This is a genomic window from Sulfuricurvum sp. (assembly GCF_049587615.1).
In the GTDB taxonomy this organism is placed as follows: Bacteria; Campylobacterota; Campylobacteria; order Campylobacterales; family Sulfurimonadaceae; genus Sulfuricurvum.
On sequence record NZ_JBAVEF010000025.1, the window covers coordinates 59,052 to 75,332 of the forward strand.

18 protein-coding genes are annotated in these 16,281 nt (G+C 46.2%); 16 read left to right on the forward strand and 2 right to left on the reverse strand.

The window, feature by feature from the left end:
• The first annotated feature begins 23 nt into the window (after positions 1-23).
• On the forward strand, positions 24-812 hold the full coding sequence (locus WB308_RS05085) for a J domain-containing protein (protein WP_424189636.1): 789 nt from the start codon (positions 24-26) through the stop codon (positions 810-812).
• Here the strand turns inward: WB308_RS05085 and WB308_RS05090 are convergent.
• Together WB308_RS05090 and WB308_RS05095 are read right to left on the reverse strand one after the other, a co-directional pair.
• Complete coding sequence (locus WB308_RS05090) at positions 795-1,700, reverse strand: DUF234 domain-containing protein (protein WP_424189638.1); 906 nt, start codon at positions 1,698-1,700, stop codon at positions 795-797. The genes WB308_RS05085 and WB308_RS05090 overlap by 18 nt on opposite strands.
• 29 nt (positions 1,701-1,729) lie before the next feature.
• The gene (locus tag WB308_RS05095; RefSeq protein ID WP_424189640.1) at positions 1,730-2,062 is read right to left on the reverse strand and encodes a hypothetical protein; all 333 of its coding nucleotides are present in this window, start codon (positions 2,060-2,062) and stop codon (positions 1,730-1,732) included.
• A gap of 92 nt (positions 2,063-2,154) precedes the next feature.
• On the opposite strand from WB308_RS05095, the gene WB308_RS05100 reads away from it, so the two are divergent.
• The 15 genes from WB308_RS05100 to WB308_RS05170 all read left to right on the forward strand — a co-directional run bounded on the left by WB308_RS05100 (position 2,155) and on the right by WB308_RS05170 (position 16,271).
• Complete coding sequence (locus WB308_RS05100) at positions 2,155-3,171, forward strand: aldo/keto reductase (RefSeq protein WP_424189642.1); 1,017 nt, start codon at positions 2,155-2,157, stop codon at positions 3,169-3,171.
• Positions 3,143-3,643 carry a hypothetical protein gene (locus tag WB308_RS05105; RefSeq protein WP_424189644.1) on the forward strand — a complete coding sequence of 167 codons (501 nt, stop codon included), beginning with the start codon at positions 3,143-3,145 and terminating at the stop codon, positions 3,641-3,643. The genes WB308_RS05100 and WB308_RS05105 overlap by 29 nt, the downstream gene beginning before the upstream one ends.
• Entirely contained in the window at positions 3,630-4,775 is a 1,146-nt protein-coding gene (locus tag WB308_RS05110) for a pyridoxal phosphate-dependent aminotransferase (protein WP_424189646.1), read from the forward strand. The genes WB308_RS05105 and WB308_RS05110 overlap by 14 nt, the downstream gene beginning before the upstream one ends.
• 35 nt (positions 4,776-4,810) lie before the next feature.
• Positions 4,811-5,044 (forward strand): hypothetical protein, encoded by a 234-nt coding sequence (locus tag WB308_RS05115; protein WP_424189648.1) that lies wholly within the window; start codon positions 4,811-4,813, stop codon positions 5,042-5,044.
• A complete protein-coding gene (locus WB308_RS05120) occupies positions 5,029-5,319 on the forward strand; it encodes a type II toxin-antitoxin system RelE/ParE family toxin (protein WP_424189650.1) in 291 nt (96 codons plus the stop codon). The genes WB308_RS05115 and WB308_RS05120 overlap by 16 nt, the downstream gene beginning before the upstream one ends.
• Before the next feature lie 107 nt (positions 5,320-5,426).
• Positions 5,427-6,278, forward strand: coding sequence for a deoxyribonuclease IV (gene nfo / locus WB308_RS05125; RefSeq protein WP_424189652.1), 852 nt, complete (start codon positions 5,427-5,429; stop codon positions 6,276-6,278).
• Positions 6,275-7,462, forward strand: coding sequence for an OmpP1/FadL family transporter (locus WB308_RS05130; RefSeq protein ID WP_424189654.1), 1,188 nt, complete (start codon positions 6,275-6,277; stop codon positions 7,460-7,462). The genes nfo and WB308_RS05130 overlap by 4 nt, the downstream gene beginning before the upstream one ends.
• Before the next feature lie 29 nt (positions 7,463-7,491).
• Complete coding sequence (locus WB308_RS05135) at positions 7,492-9,003, forward strand: long-chain-fatty-acid--CoA ligase (protein WP_424189855.1); 1,512 nt, start codon at positions 7,492-7,494, stop codon at positions 9,001-9,003.
• Positions 9,000-10,736: an ATP-binding protein gene (locus WB308_RS05140; RefSeq protein ID WP_424189656.1), complete on the forward strand. Its 1,737-nt coding sequence runs from the start codon at positions 9,000-9,002 to the stop codon at positions 10,734-10,736. Before WB308_RS05135 ends, WB308_RS05140 begins: the two co-directional genes overlap by 4 nt.
• 327 nt (positions 10,737-11,063) lie before the next feature.
• Complete coding sequence (locus tag WB308_RS05145; protein WP_329658627.1) at positions 11,064-11,453, forward strand: NAD(P)H-quinone oxidoreductase subunit 3; 390 nt, start codon at positions 11,064-11,066, stop codon at positions 11,451-11,453.
• Positions 11,435-11,944, forward strand: a complete 510-nt coding sequence (locus WB308_RS05150) for a NuoB/complex I 20 kDa subunit family protein (RefSeq protein WP_424189658.1) — start codon at positions 11,435-11,437, stop codon at positions 11,942-11,944. Before WB308_RS05145 ends, WB308_RS05150 begins: the two co-directional genes overlap by 19 nt.
• Positions 11,944-12,750, forward strand: coding sequence for an NADH-quinone oxidoreductase subunit C (locus WB308_RS05155; RefSeq protein WP_424189660.1), 807 nt, complete (start codon positions 11,944-11,946; stop codon positions 12,748-12,750). The genes WB308_RS05150 and WB308_RS05155 overlap by 1 nt, the downstream gene beginning before the upstream one ends.
• Before the next feature lie 11 nt (positions 12,751-12,761).
• Complete coding sequence (nuoD, locus tag WB308_RS05160; RefSeq protein ID WP_424189662.1) at positions 12,762-13,988, forward strand: NADH dehydrogenase (quinone) subunit D; 1,227 nt, start codon at positions 12,762-12,764, stop codon at positions 13,986-13,988.
• 12 nt (positions 13,989-14,000) lie between these two features.
• Positions 14,001-14,225, forward strand: coding sequence for an NADH-ubiquinone oxidoreductase subunit E family protein (locus WB308_RS05165; RefSeq protein ID WP_424189664.1), 225 nt, complete (start codon positions 14,001-14,003; stop codon positions 14,223-14,225).
• Positions 14,226-14,234: 9 nt separating this feature from the next.
• Complete coding sequence (locus tag WB308_RS05170; RefSeq protein ID WP_424189666.1) at positions 14,235-16,271, forward strand: FAD-dependent oxidoreductase; 2,037 nt, start codon at positions 14,235-14,237, stop codon at positions 16,269-16,271.
• Positions 16,272-16,281: the final 10 nt, after the last annotated feature.

The following is a 16,281-nucleotide window of genomic DNA, read 5'->3' on the forward strand; positions in this document are numbered from 1 at the left end:
AAGAATCACTAACGGGGGTTGCCGTGAAAGTTGTTTTACGCAATAACGCTATCTTTGTTCAAGGGAGCTCTAATACGCTTGAAGAGGCGTGGATGGAGGAGTTTTTTGACCATCACATCCATAACACACTGTTTTTGGATAACGGCGTATTAGTCCTCAATAACGAAAATTCCTCCAACCAAAAAGAGGAGTTTTTGGAAACACTAAGTGAGCGTTTTACAAAAGCCAATGAACTCACCGGTTCGTTTTACAGCCGATCGCTCAAACGGTGTCGCACTGCCGCTGTCCGTATCGAAGTCCCTTTCCGTGAGAGTGAAAAAGTGGATATCGAAGTATATGCTTACAATTCGGGATGTGTGCAATTTACCCTTTTGACGCCGAATCGCTGGGTGATGCGCTATCTCAAACAGCAGCTTTCCAACCTCGTAACCAGCTTCAGCGAAGAGGATATCTTTATCGATGCCAGTAGCGCTGCGGCAAAATCATGTCTCGAAAAAACATTGAACCGTCGAGAAGTACTCCATTTTACAATTAACTACCAATACGATGATGAATTTATGAGTCGGCTTTACGGAAATTACAAAGGGTGGGGATTCGGAAACGACGCAATTGATAAAATGATTCGCTACCATGCGATTTTCGAAATACCGATGGGTTCATCCCCGGAAGATTTGAAAAAACGGTACCGCATGCTGGCGAAACGGTATCATCCGGACCGAGTACAGAGCAAAAATCCTAAAATCATCAATAAATACACCGAAAAATTCCAGCTCCTTCAAGAGGCGTACGGTGCATTAAGAGCGGTTAGTTAAAACACTTAAATCTTCCGCGATAAAGCGGTAGAGCCGTTTGTCTTTCATATCATTCAGTTCGTTCGAAAATCCCCGTTTGGTGAAGAGAAAGATTTTGTCCGGGGCAATCGAGAGCTTGGCACATTTTTCTTCGAGTTTGTGAAATTCTTTTTTGTTCACCTTGTGGTTTGTCCATTTGCACTCTCCGACCCATGTCTCCCCCTCCATCGTTTCGCTCAGTAGATCGATTTCCACTTCGCGATTCCAATAACTTCCCGAATCGAGGAGGTCGCTTTGAAATTTGGGTGCTAAAACATCACGAATATACAGATCGCACAGCTCTTCAAAGGTAAAGCCGACAAAGGCGTTGAAGTGGGTATGAAAATGGTTTAAAAAGGGGAGGGTGTTTCCCTCTCGGATTGATCGGCTAAACGGTTCGACAAATGCGAACCAAAACCGTAAAAAGGGGGAGGTAAATCGAAATTTGTGCGAAATACGGTGGTGCTCGATCTCTTTTTTAAAGCGTTGTTTCGGATGAGCCCTCAGCAGCGGCATTTCGCGTGAACGTTCCAGGGTCAGATAACCGCTGTAGCGTAAAAAATCAAAAGCTTCCCTCCCCCTCTCTTTACCGATACGAGCCCGCCGATAGGCTGATCCTTGACGCCGATCTCCTACAGCGATGGCATGGAGCAAGTTGAGGTAGAGAGGGTCGTCTTGGAGCGGTGAGAGGAACTCTTCTCGATGGGACTCAAAGGATTCGATAATGTGATGGAGAATAAGCGATTCGATCGGTTTATCCGTGTCAATTGCTTCGTCATATCCTCCGAAAATGGCGAACAATTCAATGCACTGTTCCATGTCCCGAGGAAGATTACGGTGAAAAAAATCGCTAAAGAGTACTCTATTCATTGAATAGATTATAGCTCATTGCGCATGGTTTACAAAGAGGCGAGTACTGTTGATATTTTGTTTAGAATTTCAGATACTTTTGCTGAGAAGGCACTCAGACGTTCTTCGTAAGCAGTTGTAACGGGATTTCCTGCTGCAAGTTCTTCAAGAGGTGTGAGTATCGCGTATAAAAAATCGCGATGTTCGGCACATTGATGACAGACGGTTGTGTTGGCGCACATCCCCTCGTTCATTGTAACATAGGCTTTTTGGGTGGCTTCATTCACGCGTGTAAAGTAGTCGCTGTTTCGAATGAGATCGCTTTCGAGCAGGGTGTGGATTTCTTGAAATTCTCTCTGTGCCTCACGAAGAATATCGAGCATGGTGGTCTCCCGTTTAAATTTTATGACCTTAATTGTAGCTCAAAAAAAGGTAGAATAGCATTACAAAATTATTCTTATGAAAAAGAGAGTGTATGCACTATCGTTATATTGGGCGCAGCGGTTTACGGGTTTCGCCGATTTGTTTGGGGACGATGACATTTGGAAGCCAGTGCGATGAGAAAACAGCGTTTACCATCATGGACAAAGCGTATGAAGCTGGGGTTAATTTCTTCGATACGGCCGAACTCTATCCGGTCCCTCCGGAAGCAAAACTTGCCGGACTTACTGAAGAGATGGTAGGGCGTTGGCTCAAAACAAAATCCAGAGAGAGTCTGATTCTCGCGACCAAAGTCGCAGGTGCAGCATCCGGATGGTTTGTCCCTCCCATCCGTCACGGTTACACGGCGATTGACCGCTTCCATATCGAGCGGGCGGTAGAGGGGTCATTGAAACGGCTGGGGACCGACTATATCGATCTCTATCAGATGCATTGGCCCGATACCGTTGTTCCCATCGATGAGTCGATGCGGGCATTCGATGCACTCGTGCAAAGCGGGAAAGTGCGTTATATCGGAACCTCCAACGACACGGCGCGGGGGACGATGAAGTCACTGATGGTGAGCAAATACGAAAAACTGGCCCGTTTTGAGTCGATTCAAAATAACTTTTCGCTTCTGAACCGTCGTGATTTGACCGAGATCGGCGCATTGTGCCGTGAAGAGAAAATTTCACTGCTCCCCTATTCGCCTTTGGGCGGTGGGGTGCTGAGCGGCAAATACAATCAGGATATCAATGCGCACGGACGATTCAGCGATTACGTCAAATCCACCAATAAACGTCAGCGTTTGATGGCGGCACGATTTATGAACGATAAAACCTTGGCTTCGACGCAGGAGTATCTTCGTATCGCAGCCGAAGCGGGTTTGCATCCGGTGACAATGGCAATTGCGTGGAGCAAGCAGTTTGATTTTGTCGCCTCGACGATTGTCGGCGTCACAACACCGGAGCAGCTGGATGCGAGTTTAGCAGCCATGAATCTCGAACTAAACTCCGAAATACTTCAAAAACTGGATGAGGTACATGCAAAAATTCTTTATCCTATGGGGTAGTCTCCTCGCTCTTATTATCGGGGGATGCAGCACGAAGCATTATCGTGTGAGTGAGCCAAAAATCATCACCCTCAAAACCCCGAAAATCAAATTTTCCGATACGGGATATATCCGGCATGAGGGGGAATCGGTCGAAGTGGAGCTTTTTACGGCTGGTGTGGCGGTAGAGAAAATTTCGATTGATGCGTTGGTATGTGTCACTGCCGGGTGCATGAGTGAAGAGGCGTTTGTGAAAGAGTATCTCTATCCCGATTACCCGCGTGATACGATGCGGCGTATTGTTTTAGGGCAGGACATATTTGGAGGTCGAGGGAAAGAGGAGATGTGCGACGGTCGCCTTTTCCAGTTTATCCGAAACGATGAGATGGATATTATCTATCGCAGAGGCAAAGGGGAGATCTATTTTAAAGATCGACTCAATAGCCTCATCATTAAAATTGAAGATTTCAAGGAGAACAATGCAACTGAGTGAACGAAGTTCCCATATAGAGCAATCTCATATCCGCTCGATGACACGGGCGTGTAATGCGATGAACGGAATTAATATGGCGCAGGGGGTCTGCGATCTCGAAGTCCCCAGCGTTGTGATCGAGGGGGCGTATGCGGCAATGAATGAGGGAATTAATATTTATACCCCAACCGAGGGATTGCCCCGATTACGTTCTGCAATAGCCGCTAAAATGAAACGGTTTTATGAGGTAGAAATTACACCTGAACAGGTACTGGTCTCTGATGGGGCGACAGGGGCATTTTATACGGCGTGTATGGCGTTGCTCAATCCGGGTGATGAGGTGATTTTATTTGAGCCGTATTATGGTTATCACCGTTCCACCCTCACTTCGCTGGGTGCTGTGCCAACGTATATCCGCCTCGAAGCACCGGAGTGGAAACTAAATATGGAGGCACTCGAAGCGGTGGTGACTCCGAGAACCCGTGCGATGGTGATCTGTAATCCCGCCAATCCAAGCGGAAAAGTCTATACCCGTAACGAGTTGGAAGCGATAGGAGCTTTTGCGGAGAAACACGATCTGATCGTTTTTGCCGATGAGATGTACGAACACTTTTTGTACGGCGATGCAATCCATATTACGGCGCTCAGTATTCCGAGTTTGAGGGATCGATGCGTTGTCCTCTCAGGATTTTCCAAAGTATTCAGTATCACGGGCTGGCGGTTGGGATACGCTATAGCTCCCGTGGGTGTTATCGAAGCGATGGCACAGCTCAACGATCTCATCTACGTTTGCGCCCCCGCACCGCTTCAAATCGGCGCAGCGGTGGGGTTGGAGAGTTTGGGAGATGATTATTATACTGAACTTGCCCGCATTCATGAACATAAACGCGACCTCTTTTGTGATGCACTCCGCGACGCGGGATTGAACCCGAGTGTTCCAAACGGAGCGTATTACGTTATGACCGATGTCAGCAGTGTGAACGGTAATAATGATTTTGAAAAAGCGATGGAAATATTAGAGAGAACGGGAGTTGCCTCCGTTCCGGGTCGGGCATTTTATCATGACGATGCGGGACGAAATATGGTTCGCTTTTGCTACTCTAAACCGTTAGATGTACTCGAAGAGGCGGCGGAGAGAATTCGACGTTTATGATATAATAGTGAGAATTATGATAGAAGGAGGGATCAATGTTAAGTGTGCAAATTAACAATCCTGAGGTCGAAAATTTCTTTCACCATTCATCAGAGTCTATCGTGCAGTTCCTCGAAAAAGCAGTTGCTCATTTAGAAAAGAATCCTTCGTTTATCGTATCATCGATGGATGAAGCGCGTGCACGAGTAGAAAGCGCGCGAAAGTCCGATGATACTCTTTCCGAAGAGGAATACAAAAGCGATATGGAAGCCTTTTGGAAAACCGTGTAATTCTGATTATTCGCAACCGAAAATTTACTATCCAGCTTCAAAATATTCTCCGTTTTATTGCTCTTGATAAACGTTCCGCCGCAATCGATTTTCAACACGATCTTGACGCGAAATTCCAGCTTTTAAAAACTCAGCCAATGATGGGAAGAATGTCTCAATATGCGGATGATGAGAATGTGCGTGATCTTATCCATAACGGGTATACCATCGTTTATGAAATCAAAGATGAACAAACGATCCGGATTTTGGAAGTCTTTAAATGGCAAGATAAATAAGTAGGGGATTGAACTCGATGAAGATGCAGTATGTGCAAAAATTGCACATACTGCCAAGGATCAGAGAAATCAAAAAAACTTTTAAAAAATACACAAGGAATTTAATCATGTCAAATAAGTTTGTCGGAGCACACGTCTCCGCTTCGGGCGGTGTTTTTAACGCTCCCCTAAACGCGATGAAAATCGGTGCCAAAGCGTTTGCCCTTTTTACCAAAAATCAAAAACAGTGGGCGGCAAAGCCTCTCGATGATGAGACGATAGCTCTATTTAAAGCCAATCTTGCCAAAAGCGGGATTCTTCCAAAACACATTCTTCCTCACGATTCGTATCTGATCAATCTCGGTCATCCCGAAGAGGAGAAACGGCAAAAATCGCTCGAAGCGTTTATCGATGAAGCACGCCGATGTGAACAACTCGGACTCGATCGGCTGAATTTCCACCCCGGAAGTCACCTCAAGCAGATCAGCGAAGAGGAGTGCATCGATCGTATCGCGAGTTCGATGAATGAAACGCTGAGTGTTACGAATGGTGTCACTTTGGTCATCGAAAATACAGCGGGTCAGGGGAGCAATCTGGGGTGGAAATTTGAGCACTTAAGTGCCATTATTGAACGTATTGAGGACAAATCCCGTATCGGTGTCTGTATCGATACGTGCCATATGTTTACCGCCGGTTACGATATCCGTACCCGAGAAGCGTATGATGCAACATGGGCAGAGTTTGATAAAATAGTGGGATTTAAGTACCTCAAAGGGATGCACATCAACGATTCCAAACCTGATCTCGGGAGCCACGTCGACCGACATGACTCTCTGGGCAAAGGGAAAATCGGTCTTGATGCGTTTGGATTTATCATGAACGATCCTCGCATGGATGATATTCCGCTGGTGCTTGAGACAATCGATGAGACGATTTGGGCTCAGGAGATTGAACTTCTGTACGGAATGGAGCAAAAATGAGAATTTTGACACTATCAATTATTGCATCGGCGAGTGTGATGGCGGGGGGATACAAAATCCCTGAGAGTTCGATCAATGCGACGGCACTGAGTGCGGCGTATGTGGCAAATGCTCACGGAGCAGATGCGGCGTATTACAACCCTGCGGCAATGGTCTATAACGAGGATGCGGGTCTGCTCGAAGTGGATGCGACCTATATTGGATTAAGTGCTATCCATTACGCGTCAACCAGCGGAACGATAAATATAGATTCCAAAAGTGAATCATTTTTAGTGCCTACTCTCCATTATGCTTCTAAAAAATTGGGAGATAACGGTGTCCGTTTTGGATTTAGTATTGTGGCTCCGGCAGGATTGTCGAAACGGTGGTCGAGTGCTCCTGCACTCTATAGTGCGGAAGAGTTTACCCTTAAAACAATTGAATTTAACCCATCGATAGCGATTCCCCTCAGTGATACGGTCAGTATAGGAGCAGGATTTCGGGTGATTTCGAGTAACGGTGTCGTTAAAAGTACTTACCTTGTTTCTCGAGAAATGGAGGGGAGTTCGATTGATTACGGCTACAATTTGGCATTGATGTACAAGCCTTCAGCGCAATTGAGTTTAGCCGCAACGTATCGTTCGAATATCGATTTGTCGGTCGAAGGGAATGCAAAGCTCTATTCCGGTTCTACACTAGCCTATAACGGGGATGTCAGTGTTAGCGTTCCTGCTCCTGCAGCGCTCAATCTCGCGGCAGCCTATACTTTCGGTCAAGGTACAACACTAGAAGCAGTATATGAACGCACCATGTGGTCGGCTTACGATTATTTAGATTTTAATTATCCGGTATCAATAGGAGGATTGACCCCTTATTTTGATACCGCCATACCTAAAAACTGGGAAAATACTAACAGTTATCGTCTGGGACTTACCCAAAAATACAACCAATGGATGGCGATGGCAGGCTTGGCGTATGATGAAACGCCTGTGCCGGAATCGACGCTCGGATACGAACTTCCCGATTCGGATGCATGGATCGCCTCTCTGGGCGGACGCTATCAGCTAGATTCGAACTGGAATGTTGGATTAGCCGGATTGGTCGATATGAAAAAATCACGTGAAGTTCACAATGCATCCATCAATGGCGAATTTAGCAATGCGCGTGCCTATCTGGTCACGGCCGGAATTGAGTATCGTTTTTGATCGCTTACCCGTATGAGAATTTTTACGCGATGCTCTCCCGTGTCGCACAGGAAAACCCTTCCAAAAAGGTGATTTTCATTGATGATACGAGTTTTACTTACAGAAGCTTTTTAGAGAGTGTCGATCGGCTTGCCCGTGCGCTTGAACTTATTTGTGTCGGAAGAGGGGATCGCATCGCTCTGATTTGTCCCAATGGGATTGAATTTGTCCAAAGTGTTTTTGCTATCAGCAAGCTCGGTGCGGTTTCGGTGCCGATCAACACAATGCTCAAAAATGAGGAGTATCGCTATATTCTAAAGGATTGCGGTGCAAAAATTTTGATCACCTCGCATAAATTTGCCAAAGAGGTCGATGATCTGTATGAAAGTGTTGCATCGATCGAGCATACCCTCTGGATTGATCAATCTCTAATTCAGAACGGGCAGAACTTGGTTCTGGATGAGATTATGTCTGATCATTTGCAGCCTCATGCCCCACCTCCCGCAAAGCTGGATGATACGGCTGTCATTTTCTATACCTCCGGGACGACGGGACATCCCAAAGGGGCGATGATCAGCAATCGAAATCTTTTTTCCAATCTCATCGGCGCAAAAGAGCGGTTTGATTTGAATGAACGGGACCGTTTTATTGTCTATTTGCCGATGTTTCACTCCTTTACGTTTGCGATTATGGTGATCCTCCCCTTTTTTATGCGCGCATCGTTCGTCATCATCCCCTCGATTTTGCCGTTTAGCAATATTATTAAGCAGACGCTTCTGAAGCGGGTCACGGTTTTTATGGGGGTTCCCGATATATATAATGCTCTGATTCGTGCCAAATTGCCGTGGTATTTTCTATGGTTTAACTCCATCCGCTGTTTTATCTCGGGCGGATCCGCTTTGAATGAAGATACCCTAAAGCGATTTCGATCGATCTTTAAACGCTCGGTAATGCTTGAGGGGTACGGGCTGAGTGAATGTTCTCCTGCTGTGACGATCAACCCGATTGAGAAACAAAAACATCTTTCGGTAGGGCTGCCGCTTAGCGGGTATGAAGTAAAAATTGTCAATGAGGAGATGATGGAGCTTCCCATCGGCGAAGCAGGGGAGCTGATCGTCCGAGGGGATTGTGTGATGCAGGGGTATTTGAACAATCCGGCCGCTACCGCGGAAACCATCCAAAACGGATGGCTTCGTACCGGAGATATCGCAAAAGTCGATGAAGAAGGGTATGTCTACATCGTCGATCGGATCAAAGATTTGATCATCTCAAAAGGGATCAACATCTATCCCCGTCAAATCGAAGAGCAGATGATGCTTCTGCCGCAGGTTAAATCGGCAGCCGTAATTGCGCAGAGCGATCCCCATAGCGGCGAAGTTCCAATCGCCTTTGTCGAGTTGGAAGAGGGGTATGAACATACCACTTCTGCTGACATAAAATCGCAACTGAAAGAACATTTGGCAGCGTTTAAAATCCCTAAAACCATTACCGTGGTAGAATCATTGCCGAAAACCGCCACAGGCAAAGTACTCAAAAGGGTACTAAAACAAGGAATCCATTGAAATATTTGATCGACTTTTTAGAAAATAAAACCATTGAAAAAACCCATGTTTTTTCACAGCTTAAATGTACGGTACCGGAAGCAAAAATTTTGCAGCTTCTGACCCGTAAATTTTTACAATCGCAAGAAGACGTGATTGTCGCCGAACTCCTCCAAGAACTTTACGGAGCGGATGATTATTCGTATCTTGGGCATTTCGGTGAGGTGAAAACGTTGCTGGAATTGGGATGGATCACCCATCACTCCTTTACCCCTATCAAAATCAGTGAACTTTCCCATTTGGAACTTTACAATATCCCCGTTGCCGTAACATCGGTATTTATGAAGCTCCTGGAAGAGGGTTCATTGGAGATGACGTTACCCGACATCAAACCTTATGCGGATCATTTGGAGTATCTGCAAGATCAGTTTTTTCGCATCGAGCTCTACCAGAAGATGTCGGTTATTCGTCACAATGGCAATGAACACTCTCTTGGGATCAACCGTATCCAAAACAAACTCGATCTTCTCGAAAAACGGATCGATGAGAGGATTGCCCAAACCTCACTCGACGTTGTCCTCGATCGCTTTTTCAAACAAAAGAAACTGGAACCCAAAGAGCAGGTTATTTTCTTAGCCCTACTCAAAGAGGAGTACAGTGCGACAGAGGGGAATCTACGAGAGATGAATACCCTTATTGATCTTATCAGTTTCGATGATTACGAGCGGATTAAAAACCGTGCCCTCCTCGAAGACGGAGCACGTTTGATCAATGAAGAGGTGATCGATTATGAGGAGATGCTCAATCCGTTCGGTGGTATCAGTCGAGCTTTTTACATCGTCGATGAGGTGCTTCAGTCGATCATGCATCCGCAGAAAAAGAAAAAAGTGCGCAAGCTTAAACTCGATATGCTGATCAAAGAGCAGGAGATTTTTGAGTTGATCGAACCGACAACATCACTGGAGAACGTCGTTTTGAACCCATCTACGGAGCAGACCCTCCAAAATCTTATGCGTCAGCTCGATCGCGAAGTGATCGCACGGCTTCATGAATGGGGAGTCAAAGATAAAAAAGCGGGGATCGATGCACGGATCATTTTCTACGGCCCTCCGGGAACGGGGAAAACCCTTACAGCCCATTCGCTTTCACGCTCATTAAAACGGCAGGTTTTGAGTTTTGACTGTTCCAAAATCCTCTCCATGTATGTCGGGGAGTCGGAAAAAAATGTCCGTAAGATTTTTGATACCTATGCGGATCTCACGAAGCAGACGAAAACAGAGCCGATTTTATTGCTGAACGAAGCGGACCAGTTTCTCTCGTCAAGATCGCAAGGTGCGGGGACATCGGCCGATCAGATGCATAACCAGATGCAAAATATCTTTTTAGAGCAGATCGAGAAATTTCAGGGGATTTTGATCGCGACGACGAACCTTCTCGAAAATATCGATCAGGCGTTTTCCCGCCGATTTAACTACAAAATCGAGTTTAAAAAACCGGATCAAAAACAGCGTCTTACCCTGTGGAAAATGATGCTTCCCAAAAATGCGCCGTATGAGGAAGGGTTTGACGTAGATAAACTGGCATCGTATCCTTTGACGGGGGGGCAGATCAATCTGATTGTGAAGAATACCGCCTATCAGGTTGCGGCGAGAAAAGAGGGGGCATTTAGACTCGAAGATTTCATAGGCGAAATCCAAAAAGAGCGCTCCGGAAGTTTTGAAGGGGAAAAATCGATGGGATTCATCAACCGTTGAAGCCAAAAAAAATAAATTGCTTCGATTAGTAGCACATTAAGTGCTGCGGAGGACGTTGACCTTTTGCTGTTAGTGCCTAAAATTGTTCCGATTTGATACGAAATAAGAACAATCCCTTCAAAGTGTTACGTTATTTAACATTTATCTCCAAAACCCAATATACGAATGTTTCTTATTGTAGCAGACCCATGAAAATATCGAATCGATAAGGGTTTGTTTAATTCTCTTTTTGTTATAGTGCAATAACTGTTTTTATAAAAACCGTATATCGTGGCGGAGTGTTCCTCTGCTGCGGGATATGCCATCAACCACAAGAAGGTCGGAACTATGGAGCATTACAACGTAGCAAATCCCTATTTTGGGGTATTTGTACTGTTTGTGTTAACGTTTGGTGCATTTTATGCCACAACAGTCATCGCACGCTTAGCGAGCCGCGCATTAGCGGCCAAAGATACTGAAAAGATTAAACTGACGGTTTACGAATGCGGACCGGAAGTGACAAAGCAGCCGAACCGTATTTCGACGCAGTTTTACCTGTTTGCGTTGTTGTTTTTATTGTTTGATGTCGAAATCGTTTTCATGTTCCCATGGGCGATCGATTTCAAATTGCTTGGCTGGTTCGGGTTTGTTGAGATGATGATGTTCATCTTGTTACTCGCTATTGGATTTGTTTATGCGTGGAAGAAAGGGGCTCTCGAATGGCACAACATCAAGTAAATTATCTCAAAGACGGCGGACTTCCCGTCGCCTTGACGACAATCGACAAAGTAGTCAACTGGGGTCGATCGAACTCGCTGTGGGCATTAACCTACGGTTTGGCCTGTTGTGGTATCGAAATGATGGCTTCAGGGGCATCACGGTATGACTTCGACCGTTTCGGTACGATTTTCCGTGCTTCTCCGCGTCAGGCGGAATTAATGGTTGTCGCCGGAACATTGACAAAAAAACATGCGGAGTTCATTCGCCGTTTGTACGACCAAATGACCGAGCCTAAATGGGTAATTTCTATGGGCTCATGTGCCAATACCGGCGGTATGTTCAATACCTATGCAACGGTACAAGGGGTGGATCGTGTTATCCCTGTTGACTTGTATCTCCCTGGCTGTGCTCCGCGCCCTGAGACGCTCCAGTATGCTGTCTTGCTGTTGCAGCAAAAAATCCGTAAAGAGAGTGCATCCCGCGCTCAAAAACCAAAAAGGTTGATGTAATGAGAGCTTACACCCCTAAAGACGACGTACAGAAAAAACCCTATTACACCGATCGCTATTGGGTTGCCCCGCAGGTAGCAAAAAGTGACGTTTCTGAAGATGCGGTATTCGCAAGCGATCTTGAAGCGATCAAAGCAAAATTCGACGTAGTTGATGCGTATATCCAAGTCAAACAGATGGTTGTTGTGATCAATGCGGCGGACAACTTCGGTGTTATTGAACTGCTTAAAAATGAGCTTGATTATAATCAGCTCTCTGAACTTAGTGCGATTGATTGGTTGGCCGGGGAGGGAAAATTTGAGATTTTCTACCAAATGCTCAGCATGTCTAAACGCAAACGTATCCGCGTGAAATGCAAAATCAGTGAAAAAGAGTCGATCCAAAGCGTTGAAAAACTGTTCCGTTCAGCGGATTGGTCTGAGCGTGAGATGTACGATATGTTCGGTGTGGTAGTGAACAACCATCCGTTTATGAAACGTATTTTGATGCCGGATGACTGGGAAGGATTCCCGCTTCGTAAAACCTATCCGCTCCAAGGGGATGAGTTCGCCCAATGGTATGAAGTGGATAAAATTTTCGGTAAAGAAGCGCGTGAAATTATCGGCCCTGAAAACCGTGATTCTGCCCGAGTGGATCGTTACGACACCGAACGTTTTGCCCGTTTGGGTCACGAAGTACCACGCGGTGCCGACATCAGCCAAGGTGAACCGGATACTCCTCTGGTCTACCAAGAAGAGGGTGGAGTATTCCTCATCCAAAAATTTGACGCAGAAAAAAGCGTCGTGATCTCTGATCGCGATCGTTAAGGAATTACAGTATGCAACAACCGAATAGATTACGACCTTTTTTTGAAAACATTACGTTTGACCGTGCCGACAATGAACTGATCCTTAACTTCGGGCCTCAGCACCCCTCTGCACACGGACAGCTCCGATTGATGCTTCATTTGCAACAAGAGCAAATCACCAAAGCCCACCCGGATATCGGATACCTCCACCGCGGTATGGAAAAAATGGCAGAGAACATGATCTACAATGAGTTCATGCCGACGACGGATCGTATGGACTATATCGCATCGAGTTCAAACAACTATGGGTTTGCATTGGCGGTAGAAGAGCTTATCGGGCTTGACGTTCCTCGCCGTGCAAAAGTGATCCGTATGATGCTTTTGGAGACAAACCGACTGATGTCCCACCTTTTCTGGTTGGCCACGACAGCACTCGATATCGGTGCGATGACGGTCTTCTTGTTTGCGTTTCGTGAACGTGAGTATTTGATGGACTTGATCGAAGATTACTGTGGTGCCCGTTTGACCCATGCGGCTATCCGTATCGGCGGGGTACCGCTCGATTTACCGGATAATTTTATTGCTGATTTGCGTAAATTCCTCGATAAATTGCCGGAAAACATCAAAGACTACGAAGACCTTCTCGATACCAACCGTATTTGGTTGATGCGTATGGAAAATGTCGGTGTGATCTCTAAAGAGATGGCGCTTAGCTGGGGATGTTCAGGTGTAATGCTTCGTGCATCGGGTGTCGAATGGGATATCCGTAAAGAGGAGCCATATGAGCTTTATGATGAAGTAGATTTTAACGTTCCGGTCTCCGACAAAGGGGATAACTACGCACGTTACAAACTCTACATGGCGGAGATGCGTGAATCGGCGAAAATCTTGTACCAAGTGATCGATATGTATGAGGGGACTGGTCCGGAGCTTATGGCTCATGCACCTCAATACATCTCTGCACCGAAAATCGACATCATGACTCAAAACTACTCGTTGATGCAGCATTTCGTCCTCGTGACTCAAGGTATGCGTCCTCCGGTAGGAGAAGTGTATGTGGCGACCGAATCACCTAAAGGGGAGCTTGGATATTACATCAACTCTCAAGGCGGAGCTTATCCGTACCGTCTAAAACTTCGTGCGCCGTCATTTTGGCACACCGGGATTTTGACCGACCTATTGCCGGGCCATTACATCCCGGACGTTGTATCTATCATCGGGACGACCAACATCGTCTTCGGTGAAGTAGACCGCTAAAAGGAGCATGCAGTGAAACGTTACGATTTACGTCATTTAAAAGAGAACTTTGCAGGCCGCATGTCCGAAATTATCAAAAACGAAGCCGTCAATGGTGAAGTGTTGATTTTCTTGTTTGAAATCGGTGATTTTACTTCCGTGCAGCAATCGGCTGATTTGGTAAAAGAACTTGGGTGTGAACTCATGAACTCGTTGAAATTCAACGAAGCTGACTGGACCATTGTGGTCAAGAAATAAGGAACCGTTGTGAGTAAAGTCTATTTCTCCACGTGGCGGGGCGAGCAAATCAACAACATCGGCAAAAGTGACGATGCTTGGGAAAACTCAGCTTATAACCTCCCGTTGGAATATAACGAACATGCCCATTCCAAAGCGTTTATCGGTTGGGATGGTGTAGCACTGTTTAACCCTGATGTTGACGTGGTTCGTTTGGCGACGGAGTATGCGGCGCAATATCAGGTTTATTCCGAAGCGTGCGGACGCTGCGCTCCTGGACGATGGGGCGGACGTATTTTGTACGATCTTCTCGATAAAATCGCTCGGGGTGAGGGATCAGTATCCGATATGGAACACCTCAAAGAGGTCTCTAAAACGATGCAGGAAACCTCTAAATGTGAGATCGGTAAAACGGTTCCGAATCCACTGCTCGATCTTATGACTCATTTCGAGTCTGAGTTCATGGCGTGTATTGAGAATCAAAAACCGTCGAAACATTATCACATGGAAGATACCAATTACATCGCGAAAATCACTGCACCGTGTATGGACGCCTGTCCTGCGCATGTCGATATACCGGCATACATCGAGGGTGTTCGGGATTTGCGTTTTGACGATTCCCTGATGGCGACACGTCAAACGATGCCTTTGGCTCATACCTGCGGACGTGTGTGTCCTCACCCATGTGAGACGGAATGCCGACGAACGAATCTTGATGAACCGATCTCTATTATGGAACTCAAGCGTTTGGGTGCCGATTACGAGACCGATCACGGTTTCGGATTTTTCCATCCGAGTGAGAAAAAACCGAGCATAGGCAAAAAAGTGGCCGTTATCGGTGCGGGTCCTGCGGGACTTACGGGAGCGTACTATTTGGCATTGGATGGTGTTGATGTGGATGTGTACGAAGAGCTTCCGGTTCTCGGCGGTGAAGTTGCTGTCGGGGTTCCGGAGTACCGTATGCCGATCGATAAATACAACCAAGATATCGAAGCGGTCAGAAGTCTAGGGGTAAATTTTATCACGAATTCCAAAGTAACCGCCGATATGATGCGTCAGTTCGAGAATGAGTATGATGCGACGTTGGTCGCTACAGGAACCCGCATTTCAAAAAAAGTCTATTGTGACAATGAGCGTCCTGAAATCCAAGGGTACTGGGGTGCTATCGACTTTTTGGATAAGGTCAATCTCCAAGTCAAATACGACATTATGGTTCCCGAAGCTGATCAGAAGCGTCATATGCTTCCTGCCGATTTTGTCGATTTGACCGGGAAAACGCTCGTGTGCGTTGGGGGCGGATTTACCTCGATGGACGTCGTCCGTTGTGCGATCCGCGCGAATGCCAAAAAAGTGGTCATGCTCTATCGTCGTGATGAGAAAACGATCATTAAAAATACAACCTATGAAGAGTATCACGAAGCGGTCGAAGAGGGTGTTGAGTTTATTTTCCACTCTGCAGTTGCTAAAATGAACGATGAAAATGATGTACTTAAATCGTTGATTGTCGATCGTTATGAGCTGGTTCCCGATCCAAACGGCGGACGGCCGAATCTGGAAAAAATTGAAGGGGCTAGTTTTGAGATGGAGTGTGATTATCTCATCCCCGCCGTTTCTCAAAGTGCCGATTTGAAGCTTCTTCCGGAAGAGTGGGAGATCGAGCGTACCTCATGGGCGACGATCAAAACCAACGGGAAAGACTATATGACTTCACGTAAAGGGATCTTTGCCGCAGGTGACTGTGAATACGGTCCGATGACGATCGTAAACGCCGTGGGTCAGGCGAAACGTGCCGCATCGGTGATGTCACGCTATGTGCAAACAGGTGAAATCACCCTAACCGATGATGAGATTATGGAAGATCACCTCCGTAAACTCAAAGTCTATGATAAAAAAGAGAAGATTCAAGGATGGCTTCCTGGGTTGCCTCGACAACACAGTGAAGTACTCACGGTTGATGAGCGCAAAGATAATAACCGCGAAGTCAAATACGGCTTTACACAAGAAGAGGCACTCGCAGAGGCGGAGCGCTGTATGCGCTGTTATTACATTGCGATGGTAGCACACTAAGGAGGGATGG